At 59.1% G+C, this 15,823-nt stretch carries 20 protein-coding genes and 1 pseudogene; 9 read left to right on the top strand and 12 right to left on the bottom strand.

The features are described 5' to 3' along the window. Positions 1-3: 3 nt before the first annotated feature. Genes KVG91_RS01935 through sctU form a run of 9 tightly spaced genes read left to right on the top strand, consistent with a single transcriptional unit; the run spans position 4 to position 6,952 of the window. On the top strand, positions 4-903 hold the full coding sequence (locus tag KVG91_RS01935) for an FHA domain-containing protein (RefSeq protein ID WP_169377527.1): 900 nt from the start codon (positions 4-6) through the stop codon (positions 901-903). Beyond that, positions 900-2,258, top strand: coding sequence for a FliI/YscN family ATPase (locus tag KVG91_RS01930; protein ID WP_169377506.1), 1,359 nt, complete (start codon positions 900-902; stop codon positions 2,256-2,258). The genes KVG91_RS01935 and KVG91_RS01930 overlap by 4 nt, the downstream gene beginning before the upstream one ends. Continuing rightward, positions 2,245-2,673 (top strand): type III secretion system stalk subunit SctO, encoded by a 429-nt coding sequence (gene sctO, locus KVG91_RS01925; protein WP_169377505.1) that lies wholly within the window; start codon positions 2,245-2,247, stop codon positions 2,671-2,673. The genes KVG91_RS01930 and sctO overlap by 14 nt, the downstream gene beginning before the upstream one ends. Next, complete coding sequence (locus KVG91_RS01920; RefSeq protein ID WP_169377504.1) at positions 2,670-3,128, top strand: type III secretion system HrpP C-terminal domain-containing protein; 459 nt, start codon at positions 2,670-2,672, stop codon at positions 3,126-3,128. Before sctO ends, KVG91_RS01920 begins: the two co-directional genes overlap by 4 nt. Continuing rightward, a complete protein-coding gene (locus tag KVG91_RS01915) occupies positions 3,125-4,138 on the top strand; it encodes a FliM/FliN family flagellar motor switch protein (protein ID WP_169377503.1) in 1,014 nt (337 codons plus the stop codon). Before KVG91_RS01920 ends, KVG91_RS01915 begins: the two co-directional genes overlap by 4 nt. Then, positions 4,135-4,788, top strand: coding sequence for a type III secretion system export apparatus subunit SctR (gene sctR / locus KVG91_RS01910; protein ID WP_169377502.1), 654 nt, complete (start codon positions 4,135-4,137; stop codon positions 4,786-4,788). The genes KVG91_RS01915 and sctR overlap by 4 nt, the downstream gene beginning before the upstream one ends. A gap of 7 nt (positions 4,789-4,795) precedes the next feature. Next, entirely contained in the window at positions 4,796-5,059 is a 264-nt protein-coding gene (sctS, locus tag KVG91_RS01905) for a type III secretion system export apparatus subunit SctS (RefSeq protein WP_169377501.1), read from the top strand. A gap of 10 nt (positions 5,060-5,069) precedes the next feature. Next, entirely contained in the window at positions 5,070-5,858 is a 789-nt protein-coding gene (sctT, locus tag KVG91_RS01900; protein WP_169377500.1) for a type III secretion system export apparatus subunit SctT, read from the top strand. Next, on the top strand, positions 5,855-6,952 hold the full coding sequence (gene sctU / locus KVG91_RS01895; RefSeq protein ID WP_169377499.1) for a type III secretion system export apparatus subunit SctU: 1,098 nt from the start codon (positions 5,855-5,857) through the stop codon (positions 6,950-6,952). The genes sctT and sctU overlap by 4 nt, the downstream gene beginning before the upstream one ends. On the opposite strand, the gene KVG91_RS01890 is transcribed toward sctU, so the two are convergent. The 12 genes and pseudogenes from KVG91_RS01890 to KVG91_RS27865 form a co-directional block, all read right to left on the bottom strand. After that, positions 6,953-7,300: a transcriptional regulator gene (locus KVG91_RS01890; protein WP_169377498.1), complete on the bottom strand. Its 348-nt coding sequence runs from the start codon at positions 7,298-7,300 to the stop codon at positions 6,953-6,955. Between the two features lie 11 nt (positions 7,301-7,311). Continuing rightward, positions 7,312-7,515: an HrpT family type III secretion system protein gene (hrpT, locus tag KVG91_RS01885; protein ID WP_169377497.1), complete on the bottom strand. Its 204-nt coding sequence runs from the start codon at positions 7,513-7,515 to the stop codon at positions 7,312-7,314. Then, positions 7,512-9,653 (bottom strand): type III secretion system outer membrane ring subunit SctC, encoded by a 2,142-nt coding sequence (sctC, locus tag KVG91_RS01880; RefSeq protein ID WP_169377496.1) that lies wholly within the window; start codon positions 9,651-9,653, stop codon positions 7,512-7,514. The genes hrpT and sctC overlap by 4 nt, the downstream gene beginning before the upstream one ends. A 10-nt stretch (positions 9,654-9,663) precedes the next feature. Then, entirely contained in the window at positions 9,664-10,092 is a 429-nt protein-coding gene (locus KVG91_RS01875; RefSeq protein ID WP_169377495.1) for a type III secretion protein, read from the bottom strand. Then, the gene (locus KVG91_RS01870) at positions 10,070-10,306 is read right to left on the bottom strand and encodes a hypothetical protein (protein ID WP_169377494.1); all 237 of its coding nucleotides are present in this window, start codon (positions 10,304-10,306) and stop codon (positions 10,070-10,072) included. The genes KVG91_RS01875 and KVG91_RS01870 overlap by 23 nt, the downstream gene beginning before the upstream one ends. 104 nt (positions 10,307-10,410) lie before the next feature. Further along, complete coding sequence (gene sctL / locus KVG91_RS01865; protein ID WP_169377493.1) at positions 10,411-10,983, bottom strand: type III secretion system stator protein SctL; 573 nt, start codon at positions 10,981-10,983, stop codon at positions 10,411-10,413. Between the two features lie 11 nt (positions 10,984-10,994). Beyond that, positions 10,995-11,549, bottom strand: coding sequence for a type III secretion protein (locus KVG91_RS01860; RefSeq protein ID WP_225926938.1), 555 nt, complete (start codon positions 11,547-11,549; stop codon positions 10,995-10,997). Beyond that, positions 11,542-12,327, bottom strand: coding sequence for a type III secretion system inner membrane ring lipoprotein SctJ (gene sctJ / locus KVG91_RS01855; protein WP_169377492.1), 786 nt, complete (start codon positions 12,325-12,327; stop codon positions 11,542-11,544). Before sctJ ends, KVG91_RS01860 begins: the two co-directional genes overlap by 8 nt. Positions 12,328-12,331: 4 nt before the next feature. Next, entirely contained in the window at positions 12,332-12,691 is a 360-nt protein-coding gene (locus KVG91_RS01850; RefSeq protein WP_169377491.1) for a hypothetical protein, read from the bottom strand. A gap of 82 nt (positions 12,692-12,773) precedes the next feature. Next, complete coding sequence (locus KVG91_RS01845) at positions 12,774-12,962, bottom strand: hypothetical protein (protein WP_169377490.1); 189 nt, start codon at positions 12,960-12,962, stop codon at positions 12,774-12,776. 215 nt (positions 12,963-13,177) lie between these two features. Continuing rightward, positions 13,178-14,095, bottom strand: coding sequence for a sigma 54-interacting transcriptional regulator (locus KVG91_RS01840; RefSeq protein ID WP_169377489.1), 918 nt, complete (start codon positions 14,093-14,095; stop codon positions 13,178-13,180). Between the two features lie 326 nt (positions 14,096-14,421). Beyond that, positions 14,422-15,623, bottom strand: a pseudogene (locus KVG91_RS27865) (OprD family outer membrane porin); the annotation flags it as partial. Positions 15,624-15,823: the final 200 nt, after the last annotated feature.

Below are 15,823 nucleotides of genomic sequence, written 5' to 3'. Positions count from 1 at the left end.
ATGATGTTCGAGTTGCGAGTGCTTGATGGGCGCCATCAGGGCGCTGCGCTGCCATTGTTTGGCGATCAGTGGAGCATCGGTGCCGGCGCCGATGCTGACTTGGTGCTGACCGATCCAGGCATCGCCGAGCGGCATGCGCGGCTGCGACTTATCGAATCGAACTGGTCGGTGCAGGCCGAGGCGGGGTTGTTGCAGGATGCCAATGGCCAGACATTGGCACAGATCGCGCACCTGGCACTGAACGTCACCTTTTCGGTAGGGAGCGTGCGGCTGTGCGTCACCTTGGCCGATGAACCCTGGCCCCAGGCGCCGGCCCCTGCAGCGTCGCTGCCGCCGCAGGCCAACGAGCCGGCGCGGGTGCTCAAGCTCTCGACCATCTCGCAGTCGCAGCAGAAGCGGCTGATCAGCCTGGTTCTGGTGGTCACGGTCATCTTCGTTCTGGTGGGCATGGCCTCCACCGGGGAGCCTGAAGCCCAGGCCTCCTTGATGCCGCCCGTGGCACAGAAGCATGAACTGGCCTCACCGTTTGAGGTACGCCAGCAGTTGTTGAAGATGCTCGGCGAACGTGAGTTGAGCCAGCGCGTGAGTCTGCAAGTGATCAATGGGCAGGTCGCGCTCAGCGGGGACGTCTCGCAGGATGAAGTGGAGCTTGTCGCGCGCATGCTCAACCGTTTTGGCGAGCAGTTCGATAGCGCGGTGCCGGTGATCAGCCGTGTGCGCGTACGCGATGGGGTGTTGCCGTTCAAGATTGTGCAAATTGTGGGCGGGCCGAATGGTCATGTGGTGCTGGAGCAGGGCAGCCGGCTTTTTGTCGGGGATGAAGTGGACGGCCTGCGCCTGGTGCTGATCGACAACAGCAAAGTTGTGTTCGATGGCGTACAGCGTTTCGAGGTGCGCTGGTGAACGCCGAACTGCAAGCGCGCCTCGACGCCTGGCAGCAGCGCCAGACCCAGTCTTTGGCCGCCTTTGCGCCCGTGACGATGCGCGGTCGAATCCAGCGCGTGAATGGCATGTTGCTGCAGTGCCGGCTGCCCCAGGCACGTATCGGCGATTTATGCCAAGTGGAGAAAAAACCGGGCGACTACATGCTGGCCGAGATCATCGGTTTCGATCAGCAGGACGCCGTGCTCAGTGCGCTGGGCAACCTGGAAGGGGTGCAGGTCGGTGCCGGCGTGGAGCGTCTTGGGGTCTCGCATCGGGTGCACGTCAGCGAGGCATTGCTGGGCCAGGTGCTGGATGGTTTCGGGCGGCCGATCACGGGGGAAGGCCCCAGTGCGTTTGTCGAGGCGGATGTGCCGGACGCCAGCGCGGTGTTGTGCGAGGCGCCTTTACCCACCGAGCGACCACGCATCAACCGCGCGCTCGCCACCGGGGTTCGCTCGATCGACGGCTTGCTGACGCTGGGCGAAGGCCAGCGCGTGGGCCTGTTCGCCGGGGCCGGCTGCGGCAAGACCACCCTGCTGGCCGAGATCGCCCGTAACGTTGAGTGTGACGTCATCGTATTTGGCCTTATCGGCGAGCGGGGCCGCGAACTGCGCGAGTTTCTCGATCATGAGCTCGACGACCAACTGCGCTCCAAAGCGGTCCTGGTGTGCGCAACGTCCGATCGCTCCAGCATGGAGCGGGCGCGCGCAGCCTTCACGGCCACCGCCCTGGCTGAAGGTTTTCGGCGCAAGGGCAAACGGGTATTGCTGCTGATTGACTCCCTGACCCGTTTCGCCAGGGCCCAGCGTGAAATCGGCCTGGCTGCTGGCGAACCCCTGGGCCGCGGCGGCCTGCCGCCTTCGGTGTACAGCCTGTTGCCGCGGCTGGTAGAGCGCGCCGGGTTGACCCGCGAGGGTGTGATTACGGCGATCTATACCGTGCTGATCGAGCAAGACTCCATGAACGACCCGGTGGCCGACGAGGTGCGCTCGCTGCTCGACGGCCATATCGTGCTGTCCCGTAAGTTGGCCGAGCGTGGGCACTACCCGGCAGTCGATGTGCTGGCGAGCCTGTCGCGGATCTTGAGCAACGTCGCCGAGCCAGCGGATATCCAGGCCGGTACGGCGTTGCGACGGTTGCTGTCGGCTTATCAGCAGATAGAGCTGATGCTCAAGCTGGGGGAATACCAGCCTGGCAGCGATGCGCTGACCGACCTGGCCGTGGACAGTCGCCAGGCCGTCGATGGTTTTTTGCGCCAGGACTTGCGTGAGCCCACGCCGATGACGGCCACGCTGGAACACCTCAAGGAGCTGACAGCCAATGTCCCATTCTGACGTACTGCTCGGTGAAGTGGAGACGCTGCGGCGCCTGCGCCGGCACCGGGCCGACCGGGCCGAGCGTGCGCTGCGTGAAGCGAAGCGGGCAGAGCAGGCCCTGCTTGCGCATATCCGGCAGGCGCAGGATGCACTTGAGCAAACCCGGCAGGAGGAGGCCTTGCAAAGTGCGCAGTTGCTCAGCCGGCACCAGGGGCAAGTGCTGACCCTGCAGGCGCTGAAATCGTGGGGAACACAGGAGCGTTCGTTGTCTGCCAACACCCAGCGCGAAATGGGCCAGTTGGAGGCATTGAAGGGGCAGCGGGAAGAAAAGCAGACCCGCGTCGGTAGCGCCCAGAAACAAGTCAGCGAATGCCTGCGTCAGGTGGAAAAACTTAACGAGTTGTCCCTTTTACTGGCGCAGGAGCCGACATGAAACAGGTTTGCGATAAGCCCGCTGAGCGTCCACGCCTGCGTGAAACACGAGAGGACCGTGAGTCGGGAACGGCTGGCATGGTGCCAGCGGAATTGACGCGGTTATTCGCCATGCTGTTGACCGATGACGGTGATGGCTCCGGTGCGCACGCTTCGCCTTCGGGCACGAAGGAGTTGGGCAGTGTTGCCATGATCCAGGCGCTCGCCGAACAACTGGCGCCTCGTATTCAAGCAGTCTCGCAGTGGCCGCTTCAGGCCGTGTTGTACCTGCCTCGCCTGGGGCGGATCAACGCCCGCGTGCGCCGCGAGCAGGACGCCTGGAGCGTCGACCTTGAAGCGCAAGAGGATGCGACCGCACGCTGGCTCAGCGGCGTGCGGCAACCCTGTGAAGACCGGCTCGCGATGGCGCTGGGCCAGCCGGTCAGCCTGCACCTGCCCACTGTCGGTCGCGCATGATAATGCCGCTGCTGAGCTTGCCTGTGGTCAAGGGCGCCACGGTTGCCGCGCGTCGTCGACTGGGGCGCGGTCTTTGCCTGGCGTTTCAGGTGGCCGAGCAGCGTGGCGAATTACGGCTCGAACCGGGCTGTGCTCCCGCAGCGGGTGAGGCTGTGTGCTTTGAAACCGTGTGCGGCGTGCTGGCGCTTGCTGAGGCAGGACCGTTGCTCAGCCTGTTGGGCGAATGCCCAGTGACATTAGCCCGGTCCGGCAACGATCCGGATTCCTGGTTCTGGGCGCTGTTCCAGCATCACCTGAGCCCTCAAGTGAGAGCGCTGCTGGGCTATGTGCGATTACTGGAGGCCCCCCGACCCAAGGCGTTTGGCTGCCGACTCAGCGTGATCCTGGGTCAATCCCGGGTCGAGGGCTATGTGTGGCTGACCCCCGAGAGCTTCCTGACGTTGTGCGACGCCGGACCCTGGCGTGCCACGGCCGGGCCTCTGCCGGCGTCTTTTCCATTGGCCATTGCGGTGATCCTTGGGCGCGTGCAATTACCGATCGCGCAAGCCCGCAGCCTGCGGCCCGGTGATGTGTTGGTGCTGGAGCAGGCTTTTTTCCGCGCCCAGGGCGATGGCCATCTACACGTTGGCACCCGGCGACTGCACGGGTGCATTGACGATGACAGCGGGCCGTTGTGCCTGACCCTTACTTCAATCGAGGACGCCTCTGTGGACGAAGAATTCATAGCACCCCATTACGCCGGGGATGAAGAGGACGAGCCCGTGGTAGATGTATTCGGCCATGAGCCGTTCGATGAACTGAGCATGGCGTTGAACGTGCGCTGCGGCACACTCAATCTGACTCTTGGCGAGTTGCGCAACCTCGCGCCCGGTGCGGTGCTGGGCATTGCCGGCTACGCGCCGGGCATGGCTGGCCTCTATTACGGTGACCGGCCGATTGGCCAGGGCCAGTTGGTGGAAGTCGACGGGCGCCTTGGCTTGCAGTTATCCCGCGTGATGTTCGGACGATGATACTCCAGGGGTTGGACCCCTTAGTCCTGGCGGTATTTCTGGCGGCACTGTCGTTGATGCCCATGCTGTTGATCGTCTGCACCGCGTTCCTGAAGATCGTCATTGTGCTGATGATCACCCGCAACGCCATCGGTGTGCAGCAGGTGCCGCCGAGCATGGCCATCAATGGCATCGCGTTGGCAGCCACGCTGTTTATCATGGCCCCGGTGGGGTATGAGATCGCCGAGAACGTCAAAGCCTCACCTGTGGACTTGAGCAACGTGCAAATGTTCTTGCAGACAGGCAATGAGGCGATCAAACCGCTACGCGCCTTCATGCTGCGCAATATCGACCCGGATGTGCTGACGCACCTGCTGGAGAACACCGCACGCCTGTGGCCCGCGCAAATGGCGCAGGAGGTGCAGCGCGAGGACCTGATCCTGCTGATCCCGGCTTTTGTGCTGTCGCAACTGCAGGCTGGGTTCGAGATTGGTTTCCTGATCTACATTCCTTTCATCGTTATCGACCTTATCGTCTCCAACCTGTTGCTGGCGCTGGGCATGCAAATGGTCTCGCCGATGACGATCTCCCTGCCGCTCAAATTACTGTTGTTCGTGCTGGTGTCCGGTTGGTCGCGACTGCTCGACAGCCTGTTCCTTTCCTATCTTTGAGTGGCCTATGGAACCGATCGTGCTGTTCAAACAGGGCATGTTGCTGGTGGTCGTGCTGTCGGCTCCGCCGTTGATCGTGGCGGTGGTGGTCGGGGTGCTGACGTCTTTGGTGCAGGCGTTGATGCAGATACAGGATCAGACGCTGCCCTTTGGTATCAAGTTGGTGGCGGTGGGCATCACGCTGATCATGACGGGCCGCTGGATTGGTGTGGAGTTGATCCAACTGATCAACCTGACGTTCGACATGATCGGCCGCTCGGCCCTGAACTGAGGCCCTGCCCTTGTTGCTTTATCTCGAGTATCTGCCCAGCCTGGTGATCGGCATGGCGCGCATCTACCCCTGCGGCATACTGGTGGCAGCGTTCTGTTTTCAACACATACGTGGCATGCCGCGCCATACCCTGGTGATGGTCATGGCGCTGATACCTGCGCCGGGCATTCATGCCGCGTTGGCGGGCCAGGACTACTCGGCCATGCTACTGGGTGCGCTGATGCTCAAAGAGGTGTTCCTGGGCATTTTGCTGGGGGTTCTGCTGGCAATGCCGTTCTGGATGTTCGAGTCAGTGGGGGCGCTGCTGGACAACCAGCGCGGCGCCCTGGCCGGTGGTCAGCTCAACCCGTCGCTGGGGCCGGACGCGACGCCGATCGGGCACTTGTTCAAGCAGCTGGCGATTTTCCTGCTGATGGTGAGCCTCGGGTTGGGAACGTTAACCCAAGTCATCTGGGACAGTTACCTGATCTGGCCACCCACCGTGTGGTTTCCGCTCCCGGCTGCGAATGGCATGGACGTGTTCCTCGGCCTGCTGGGCGACACCTTCACGCACATGATGCTTTATGCGGCACCCTTTATCGCGGTGTTGCTGTTGCTGGAGTTCGGCATCGCGTTGCTGGGGGTCTACAGTCAGCAATTGCAGGTGAGCACGTTGGCACCACCGGTCAAATGCCTGGCGGGTATCGGTATCCTGTTGCTCTATTTTGCGCTGTTGCAGGACCTGATCGTTGGACGAATGGGGCTGCTGGGCGATCTCAAACATTCGCTGGGACAGTTAATCAAGGTCACGCTCCCATGAGTGATTCCGGCGAAAAAAAGCACCCGGCGTCAGCCAAAAAACTGCGTGACCAACGCAAGAAAGGCCAGGTCGCGCAAAGCCAGGACGTGGCAAAGCTGCTGGCGTTGACGGCTATCAGCGAGATTGCCTTGTTCACTGCCGAGACGAGCCTGCAGCGCTTCCAGCAATTGATGCTGCTGCCAATGTCACGCTTGACTCAGCCTTTTGCGCGAGCGTTGGAGGAGGTGCTGTTTGAAGGGGTGGTGGTGTTTTTTTCATTCGCTTTGCTGATGGCCGGGGTGGCAATTGCCGCCAAGCTGATCAGCAGTTGGATGCAGTTCGGGATGCTGTTTGCACCCGAGACCTTGAAGCTGGACTTCAATCGCCTCAACCCGATCAGTCAGATCAAGCAAATGTTCTCCGCCCAGCAATTGATGAACCTGCTGATGAGCATCGTGAAAGCCTGTCTTATCGCGTTGATTCTGTATGCAGTGATCTGGCCCTCATTGGGCACGCTGATCAACCTGGCCACCAGCGATTTGCAAAGTTACATCCTGGCGCTGATTGCGCTGTTCCGTCACCTGCTGCATGTGTGCCTCGGCATGCTCTTGGTGCTGGCCCTCATCGACCTGGTCATGGCGAAGCACTTTTTCGCCAAGCGCATGCGCATGACCCAGGTGGAGGTCATCAAAGAGTACAAGGACATGGAAGGCGACCCCCATGTCAAAGGCCAGCGGCGCTCGCTGGCATATCAGCTGGCCCAGGAAGAACCCAAGGTCAAGCTACCCAAGCTGGAAGAGTCCGACATGCTGGTGGTCAACCCGACGCACTTTGCTGTCGCCCTGTATTACCGCCCGGGTAAAACGCCGCTGCCATTGCTGGTCAGCAAGGGCACGGATGACGAAGCACGCAAGTTGATCCAGCGCGCCAAGGCGGCCGACGTGCCGGTGATCCAGTGCGTATGGCTGGCCCGCACGCTCTACACGAAGAAGCTGGGGGCAAGCATTCCCCGCGAAACCTTGCAGGCCGTGGCACTCATCTACCGCACCCTGCGTGAGCTGGATGATGAGGCCAGGCGCGAAACCCTGGAGCTGCCTGAGCTTGAGCAGCGTTGATCAGCGGCTTGGCGGCGAGTCCAGGGCGTGCAGATTGGCCAGCGACAGCATCCGGCTGAGGATCCTGTCGAGTTCAGCGTTGTTAGCCGGCATGGCATGCCAGATCACCAGAGCGTGCTGGGCGTTGAGGTAGACAAAACAACCATCGAATGCCAGTGCCTGCTCGAAGCGGCGTTCCAATATGCGCTGCAACTGCCCGGGCTGCACAGCTTCGCGAGCCACTTGCAGGGCCAGTCCCGGTCGGTTTCCTGCTTGCAACGCGCAGACCTTGATGCCGGGCGCCAGGGACAGGTGAGCGGCAGCGCCGCTCACCAGGGCGTCCAGGAATTCCTGGCGTTGATCGGACATAGGTTGAGGCTTCACCGTTCCAGCGAGACCGTCTGGTAATCCGCCCGCTCGCCGGCGGGGCCGGGCTCGACGCGCATCTGCGGCGGCCACCAGATCACCATCTTGTCCTTGGACGATTGCGGGCGCGAGCACGAATCACCCTTGCAGGTGGGAGTACAGCCGGTGAGGAGCACCGCTGCGCCGATCAGGGTCATGCACAAGAGTCTGAGTTTCATGGCGTAGCCTTCTGGGCGGGAGTGATCAAGGAAGGGCGCGGCGCGCTGAGGTGTTCGTCCTTCACGACGGGACGCATGGCGATAAAGACTTCGGCCTCTTCACCCGGCTTGAGCCAGGCGCGCGGCCACACGGTGACCGCCAGGGTCTGCGAATTGCTGCATTCCTTTTCGTCGATACGTACATTGCGTTTGAACTGGTTGCGCAGCACCACGACCGCTACGTTGTACTCGGGGCCGGCGAACCATTGGCTGCGCTCGGTATTCAATGCCAGCAAGTCACGGGTGCTGCACAAGGTGTTGAGCCCCAGCGGCATCGGCGCCGCTTTGAAAGCCTTGGGCACTTCCCCACTGACCAGGCGTGCCAGGGTGCTGATGATGTCACTGCGCTTGATCACCGGCGCGTGAGGCGAATAGCGCCTGGCCAGCGGCGTGAGCGCGGCTTGCAATTCGGCTTGGTCGGCTTGCGGCAAGTAGCGCGACGGGTCGTCCTGGTCGCCGATGACCCGTGGTGTAAGGATGAACAAGCGCTCACGCCGATTGTTCTGGCGCTCGGTCGAGGAAAACAGCAATTTGCCCAACAGCGGAATATTCCCCAGCAGGGGGATTTTGTTTTGTTTGTCGGTACTTTGCGTGACATGAAAGCCGCCGACGACCAGCGAACGTTTTTCCTCCATCACCGCTTGGGTGCTGACCTTGCCTCGGCGTACATCAAGGTGGTTCGGGTTCGGGTTGGGGTTGCTCTCGTCGAAATTACCGTCCTCTATATCCACTGCCAAATGGATCTGATGAACGCCGCGGCTGGTGGTAACCCTGGGCACGACTTGAAAGCTGGTGCCCACGGTGACCGGCAAAATAGTTGCGTTTTCGCGGCCGGGCGTGAGGTATTGGGTGCGGTTGAAGTCGATCACCGCCGGCTGGTTTTCCAGGGTGAGCACCGAAGGGTTCGAGACCATGGTCGCCAGCCCCTTGGCTTCCAGTGCGCGGATATCGGCGTTGAAACGGTCACGGCTTCCAATCGACACCTGCGACGAGGTGCCGGGTGCCATGTTGACGGGGCCCCGGAAGCGGCTGTTCTGGAAGCCCCATTTCACCCCGAATTCGCGCAATTGCGTGCGCTCGATATCGAGAATGATCGCATCGATTTCGATCAGTTTGCGCGCAACGTCAAGCTGGGTGATCAGCTCGCGGTACATGGCCTGGCGTTCCGGCAAGTCATAGATCAGCACCGCGTTATTGCGCACATCGGCTTCGACGCGTATTCGGCTGTTGGACACCGGGGCGCGTGGGGTCATCGTCGGGCCCGTGTCCAACTGTCCTGGATTGCCATTGGAACCGAGCATCTGGCCCAGCAGCGGGTTGCCCAACCGGGGCAGGTTTGGCGTGAGTGGAGCCGGTGGGACGGTGGGGCGTTGGTTCAGTGCAGAGAGCGACGAGGTGGAGCGAGGTTCCAGCAGCTGCCGCAAAATGGTAGCTACGCCGGGGACGGTGAGCTTCTCGCCGCGATAGTCCACATGGCGGTCCGCCGCATTGGCAAACTTCAACGGGTAACTCAGCACGCTCTGTTTTTCATCCGGCGAGCGGCGTTGGCTGCTGAACTGCTTGATCTGTTCGATATAACGCTTGGGGCCGGAGACCAGTACCACACCGTCTTCCGGCAACTCGCCCCAACCGAAACGGCTGTCGAGCAGGCCGATATCGGTCAGCGCCTGCTTGAGGTCGGCAATCGTCTCCGACGAGACTTCCAGTCGCGCGGACTCTTGCTGGTCCAGCGTACTGACGAATAGTGTGTTGTTGTAGAGATACCACTGAAAGCGGTGTTCAACGCCCAGCCTGTCCAGCATGGACTGCGGGGTATTCGCGCGGATCTTGCCGTTTACGTCGCCTTCCAGCAGGCCCTCGATTTGCAGTTGCGTACCAAAGGTCTGGGCGAAGTCTTCGAGTACTTCGCGTAGCGGTTTGTGTTCGGCCTCGTAGGCGTAGGCGGTGTTTTTCCATTCGGGGGGGATGGCGGCAAGGCTACTCTGCTGCGGTAACAGCAGCAAAGGCAGCGCAATCAGGCTGTACCAAGGCGCGCGCGCTGTAAAAGTTACGGTCGAGCTTGTACGCAAGCCTGTGTGCTTGTGTTTTTTGTTGGACATGACAGGTTCTCTATTTCAGTGCAGTGCAGTGCTTGCGTAACACGGTGGGTTGGAACTTGCTGCCAGAACTCGCCTGGCGAGCAATGACACTGCGCCAGGTGTCTCGCTGGTTGAGAAGTGCTTCGACAGCGTTCAGCAGTTGATCCTGACTGCAGCTGCGGGGCAGGCCCAGCACCAGCCAGAGATCGCCTGTCCCAGGACAAAGAGCCAGTGCGCCCTTGAAATGCGCCAGGCTGGCTTCTCCTAGACGTTGCCAGGCCTGCAACGGGTAAGTTGTGAGACCTGGGCGAGTCAGTTGAATACGCAGCAGCAGATGATATTCATGGCAATGCAGGCTCAGTTCGTCGTCGTTTTCATAAAGCCTTGCTTCCGATTGCTGGCCATTCAAGCAATCAAGCAAGGTTAGGCGCCAATCGCTAGGAGCTGTTTGCGAGGACATAGTTGAAAGTCTCGTTTTCGAAGCCGTGCAAGACTGACGCCATCGACATTTTTCTGCTTAGGTCGAGTGATTGCTGGGTCATCTCGGTGAACAGCATTCCCAACTCTTCGATGTCCTGCATGTCTTGAGCGTCAGTTCCAATTTTCCTGAGGTCTTTTTCACCCTGGGCCAGCCCCCTATAGAGCTTTGGAAGCAGGCGGTCGTCACCAATCATGGGTTATCTCCGGTAGGTTGCTACCTCATGTGTGGCCGCTGATGTGTAACAGGTTCCATCAGCTTGGGAATTCTTTTAAAAACAGCGCTCATTGGCACCGTGAGTCACTTGGGGGCTATCAGATGGTCCAGAGCATCGACCCAATTGATATGAAAGCCGCCGTCTTGTGTTTCGAGCAGCAATGACTGGGTGCTGACTTCGTTCGCGACCCGAAGTGTCCAAGGCACATCAATCAAACGAGCGAGCCATTGTTCGACGGCTTCTCGGTCCTGTGGATGGCACAGCAGGGTCGCGTTGACGGGCGGCAGTTGAGCCGCCAGCAGTTGGTTGAGTAGAGCCCTGACGCGTTGCGGGGGCGGGGTCTCATCCAGGAGACTGCGAATGGTGCGGTTGATCACTGAGGTGGCGACCTGTTCCAGGCCTTCATGCATCGCCTGGCGTTCCGACTCCCAGCGCTGCAGAAGTGGGGTGGCGCGTTGCCAGAAATGTTGGCCTGCCTCTTCCAATACACGCTCACACTGGGCTTGAGCTTGTTGTATGAGCGATTGTGCCTGGGCTTGGGCGTGCTCGATCAACTCGCGGGCCTGGGTGAAGTCGACAAGCATTTCCCGAGGAATCAGAGCTGACGGCAATTGCGCGTTAACGGTGTGCAACTCGATTTTTTTGGGGCAAAACATACTGGGTTTTCTCAGGTGGGCAGGCGCTGGGTTTCGTTGAGGTTGGTTGACGTTGCGCGCCAGAGCGCGGCTTGCCACATGGTGTCCAAGCGGCCGTGGGGGTTGGGCAACCTGGGGTGCGATTCCAGTTCAAGTACCCGCTGGCGGGCAAAGCTCAAGCGCAACCGCTGCCAGATGGCCGGTGATACCCAGGCGCGCAGGTAATGCAAAGGGTCGTCAACATTCACCGGTAACAGCACTTCTGGTGTCATCGCCTTGGTCAGGCGCTGGCACCAGAGGTGCTGTTCCCGGTTCAAGCGGCTGTCGCGGCTGGGGTTGTCTATTTCTTTGACCAACAAAAGGGCAAGGTCTTGTTGTGGCGCACTACAGGTCAGCAGCAGCTCAAAGATCGGGGCACAAGGGCGGGGAGGAAGTGCAGGTTCGATCTCGAACAGAAGGCTAACCCGCTGATGATGAGTGCGCGAAAGCACCTCTGTTTCCACAAAGTTGTTCTGCATGCTCCAATCGCGGTGCGCGTTTTTCCATGGGAAAGCCCACCATCGAACCCACATGAGGTCCTTATTCATGGGAAGGTGTGATTGCAGGCTCTAACGGCCGATTGTACGTGGCCCGTCGGCGCCAGAATAACCATGCAGCGCCTCCCAGCGCGAAGGCGATAAAGGGCGCGATGAGACTGGTGCGCCACAACACGAGATCCTGCTCCGGTACCAGGAAGGGCCCGAGGTAGGTGAGTTGCTGCTTCTCCTGATAGGCGGTAGCGGGCACGAAAACGACGGTCAGTTTTTGCGTGTTTTCTATCGCTGAGGCCATACCGGGGATGCTGCTGGCAACCATCCTTCGCACGCGGGGTTGAATGTTGTCGGGGTCCAGTCGCGGATCATGCTTGATGAACACCGAGGCGGATGCCGGTTGTACGGGTTCTCCGGGCGCTACGCGCTCAGGCAGCACAACATGGACACGCGCAACGATCACGCCATCGATCTTCGACAGGGTGGCCTCCAACTCTTGTGACAGTGCATAGATATAGCGCGCCCTTTCTTCCAGCGGGGTGGAGATTACCCCCTCCTTGCGAAAGATATCGCCTAAGGTGGAGCGGCCTACTTTGGGCAGACCGACGGCCTCCAGCGTACGAACAGCTCGGCTGATGTCGTTTGCCCGTACGCGAACAACCACGCCGTCCTTTGCCGCAATCTTCTCGGCGCGGATCTTCTTGTCCGCCAATTCAGCAACGACTTCGTTGGCGTCTTGTTCGGACAACTGGCGATGGAGTTCTACACGCTCACCGCAGCCGGCGAGCATCAATGTCGATAGGCAAAAGAGCGTGATGGAGAGATAGCGATGCATGCGACTATGCCAGGTTGGAGATTTTATCAATGCCTTTCACCAGTGTGCCGAGCACTTTGACTCGACTCACCACTTCAAAGTTTGCGAGAGCAAGTGAGTGTGGCAGCGCCATGGAATCCTCGGTCTGCTTGTTCCGCAGCCTGTCATCCACCCCTCTTTTCACGCGCCGGAACGGTGACTCGGAAACGCTCAGATTGAATAGGTTATCGGGCATAGAGGGGGCGATTCTTTTGTAGTGCCCAGCGGTAGAATCAAGTTGCGCGTTGAAGAAATTCATATCGGAGGTCTCGTTAAATGCAGCGGGCGACTCACCCTGAGCATCCCTGGATCTTTTTTGCACGCGCTCTGCGTCGTTGATGTACATAGGAAACTCCCTGGAGCCTGTCTAATGCAGCGATGTTAGTGACAGTGTTCTCCCCAGCGTCGGCTGGGGAGGACGGGATTGCTTAACGCGGATACGTCACTTTGCCTGCTGTGTTGGCGAGCGCGACGGAGAAGTCGACCTCCCTGTTCGTTTTCGAGACTGCGACACCATCTTTCAATTTTTCTATGGCAATGTCAGTTTGTTCTGCCCTGGCCAGCGCTCCAGCTTCGGCCAACCTTCTGGTGTCTGCATCATTGCTTGGAATAGTCATTTAAGCCACCTGCGTATTAAATAGGATGAAGTGCAGATGTTGCTTATCCAGCGTCTGCACTGTTTGTGAGCGATTGTGTCTGCCCGTATCCTAGGTGGCTGAGGCTGCGAGGTTCGTTCCTGATTTTTTACAAAGTACCTGTTTGTAAATGTTTCAGTTTTGTTTGAAAGGGCGGGCACGGGATTTGGGCTTAACTTGAATATTTTCGCTTACTTTCAAGGGGGGAGTATTTTCAATTGTTTCATTCGATAGTAAAGCGTGCGAAGTGCGACTCCCAACTCTGTCGCGGCACTGTCGACGCTATGTTCATGACGCTGCAGCGACTCCTCAATCAATACTTTTTCGATCTGTTGGAGGCGTGCCTTCAAATGGGTCTCTGCCTGTGGCGTATGGCTTGAAGGGAGCGGGGTCAAGCCCAAAACGAAGCGCTTGGCGGCTGAGCGAAGTTCGCGAACGTTACCCAGCCATCGGTGGCAGAGCAGTTGCTGCAACAACGTGCCTGCTGGCGTCAGCATCGGGCAGTTGAAGGCCTGTGCCTCTTGTTTGATCATGCTCAGGAACAAGGGAATGATAAGTTCCCGCCGCTCCCGCAGAGGAGGAAGACAAATATTGACAACGTTCAGGCGAAAATACAGATCCCGTCGGAAGGCACCTCGTTCCACCATCTCGTGCAGGGACTGCTGTGCAGAAGCGATGACACGCATATCCACCGCGATGAATCGGGTCGAGCCCAGCCGTTCGACCCCTCGAGACTCCAGTACTCGCAGCAGCTTGGCTTGGAGCGACAGCGGCATGCTATCGATTTCATCAAGGTACAAGGTGCCCAGATGGGCGGCCTCTACATAGCCGGCCCGCGATTGCATCGCGCCGGTATAAGCGCCGCTGTTAACACCGAACAATTGGCTTTCGGCGAGACTTTCCGGGATAGCTGCACAGTTTACGGCGATGAAGTTACCCCGTCGGCCGGAGAGGTGATGAATGCGCTGCGCCAAGGTATCCTTGCCAGTGCCGGTTTCCCCCAACAACAAGATGTCAATATTGAGCGTAGCAGTGCTGCTCAACATGCTCTTAATATCTGGATCGTCAATCAGGGAGATATCCGTCTCATTTTCCATGTGGTCGAACGCCGACATCGAATGATTACTCCATAATCAATATTGGGATACGGATTGCAGGCTTACTCCAGTAGATCGAATTTTATAAGTGTTGTCACTTGCTCTCGTTGTCGTAATTTGTCCAGTCTGTGTAGGATAAGTTAGATTGTTAGTTGGTATTTGCGGTGGGTGAACACGTGGATAGGAAAGATCTGAAGTTGTTCAAGCTTTCGCTGAGTCTTTAGTTTGAAAATTCATAAAGGGTCACCCACAAAAAAGCCGATGCATTGCATCGGCTTTTATTTGCGGCGTAAACCGCAGCTAATACCTACACGTTGAAACAGCAGGCATCAAAAAAACCCATCTCAAAAAGGCCATACTGGCAGATTCGCCACCAGGCGGACCTCGTCGTAGCTGCCGTCAATCTGCCCGCCTGTGGCCCGATGGTTGTAGACGATGGTGCGAAACACCGCGTTCTTCAGCGAGCCGGATTGCACCACATACGCCACCATTAAACCGTTTTCATCGTGTTTGGCATTGTCCAGTCCCCGAACGTTGTAACCGGTATTGCGTCCATTACGATCGCCGCTGTACCGGGTGCCGTCGATGTCCCAGCCCTTGGCGTGCCACAGGCTTGTAGTCAGGCCTGGCACCCCTAAGGACGCCAGATCCAGATCGTAGCGCAGTTGCCAGGACTTCTCGTTCGGCCCGTTATAGTCCGAGTACAACGAGTTGGCCATGTAATTGCCCGTGGACTCCCAAACATAGTCGAAGTACTCGTCGCTATACACCTGCTGCCAGGCGAGCGTCAGGCTGTGGGCCACATGAGACGCGGTAAAGGCCAGGCTGAAGGCGTCGTTGTCGATATAGCCCAGGCGTTGCCGGCCTTGATCCTCGGTATGGTAGTAATTCAGCGCGGTCTTGAGCGCTATCTGACGTCGATCGCCGATCAATTGGGTCACTCCCAGATAGGTCTGCTGCCACATGTCCTCGAAGCGCGAAGCGTAGAGGCTGACGTCCAGGCCGTAAGAGGTCTTGGCCATCCCGCCGAGATAGGAATACGCGACCCCGAATACGCCCTGTTGCCGAAAGTGGTGGTGAGTTTCTCACTGCCGGTACCGGTGCGTGGAATCGCCCGGTCGAAGCTGCCAGCCTGCAATGACAACCAATCGGCTTCATTAATGAACAGTCCCACACCCTGAAAGCTTGAGGGCAGGGCGCGATTGTCCTTGTAGCGCAGAATAGGGTTGTCGGTGAGCAAGCGCCCGGCCTTTATTTCAGTCCTGGAAAAACGCAACCGCAGGTCACCGACCCCCAATCGGCTCCAGGTCGGCGCCGCATCGCCGTCACTATCAACCAGCACTCGATCGCCGCCATTGGCGACACGCCCATGTCCTCGCTCCAGGTTGACAGCACTGAACAATGAGGCGTCCAGCCCGAAGCCGATCGGCCCCTGGGTATATCCGGAGCTGTAGTTGAGCATCGCGGTTTGCACCCAGGTTTCACGGATGCGGGTCCGCTCAAGACCATCGGCTTTCTTGATCCCCAGATAGGTAGAGCGTCGGGTCCGGATCACAATGGAGAAGGGGGGGCGCGATCCCAATAAACAAAATCCCCGTATCAGCAAGTGATTACGGGGATTTTGAGTTTACCGAGGTCCGTGTAGATGCAGGGTCCCCCGGTAGGCTTGGCCTCATGGTAGAGGCCCCGGGCATCGTTGATGCGGTTACAGCTTGTCTCTGGGTTGTGCAGCCCGGCAGCGAGCGG

Origin of the sequence: Pseudomonas azadiae (assembly GCF_019145355.1) — a bacterium.
Lineage (GTDB): Bacteria > Pseudomonadota > Gammaproteobacteria > Pseudomonadales > Pseudomonadaceae > Aquipseudomonas > Aquipseudomonas azadiae.
Note: the sequence above shows the minus strand (reverse complement) of the source record. Positions and strands in the feature narration are given on the sequence as shown.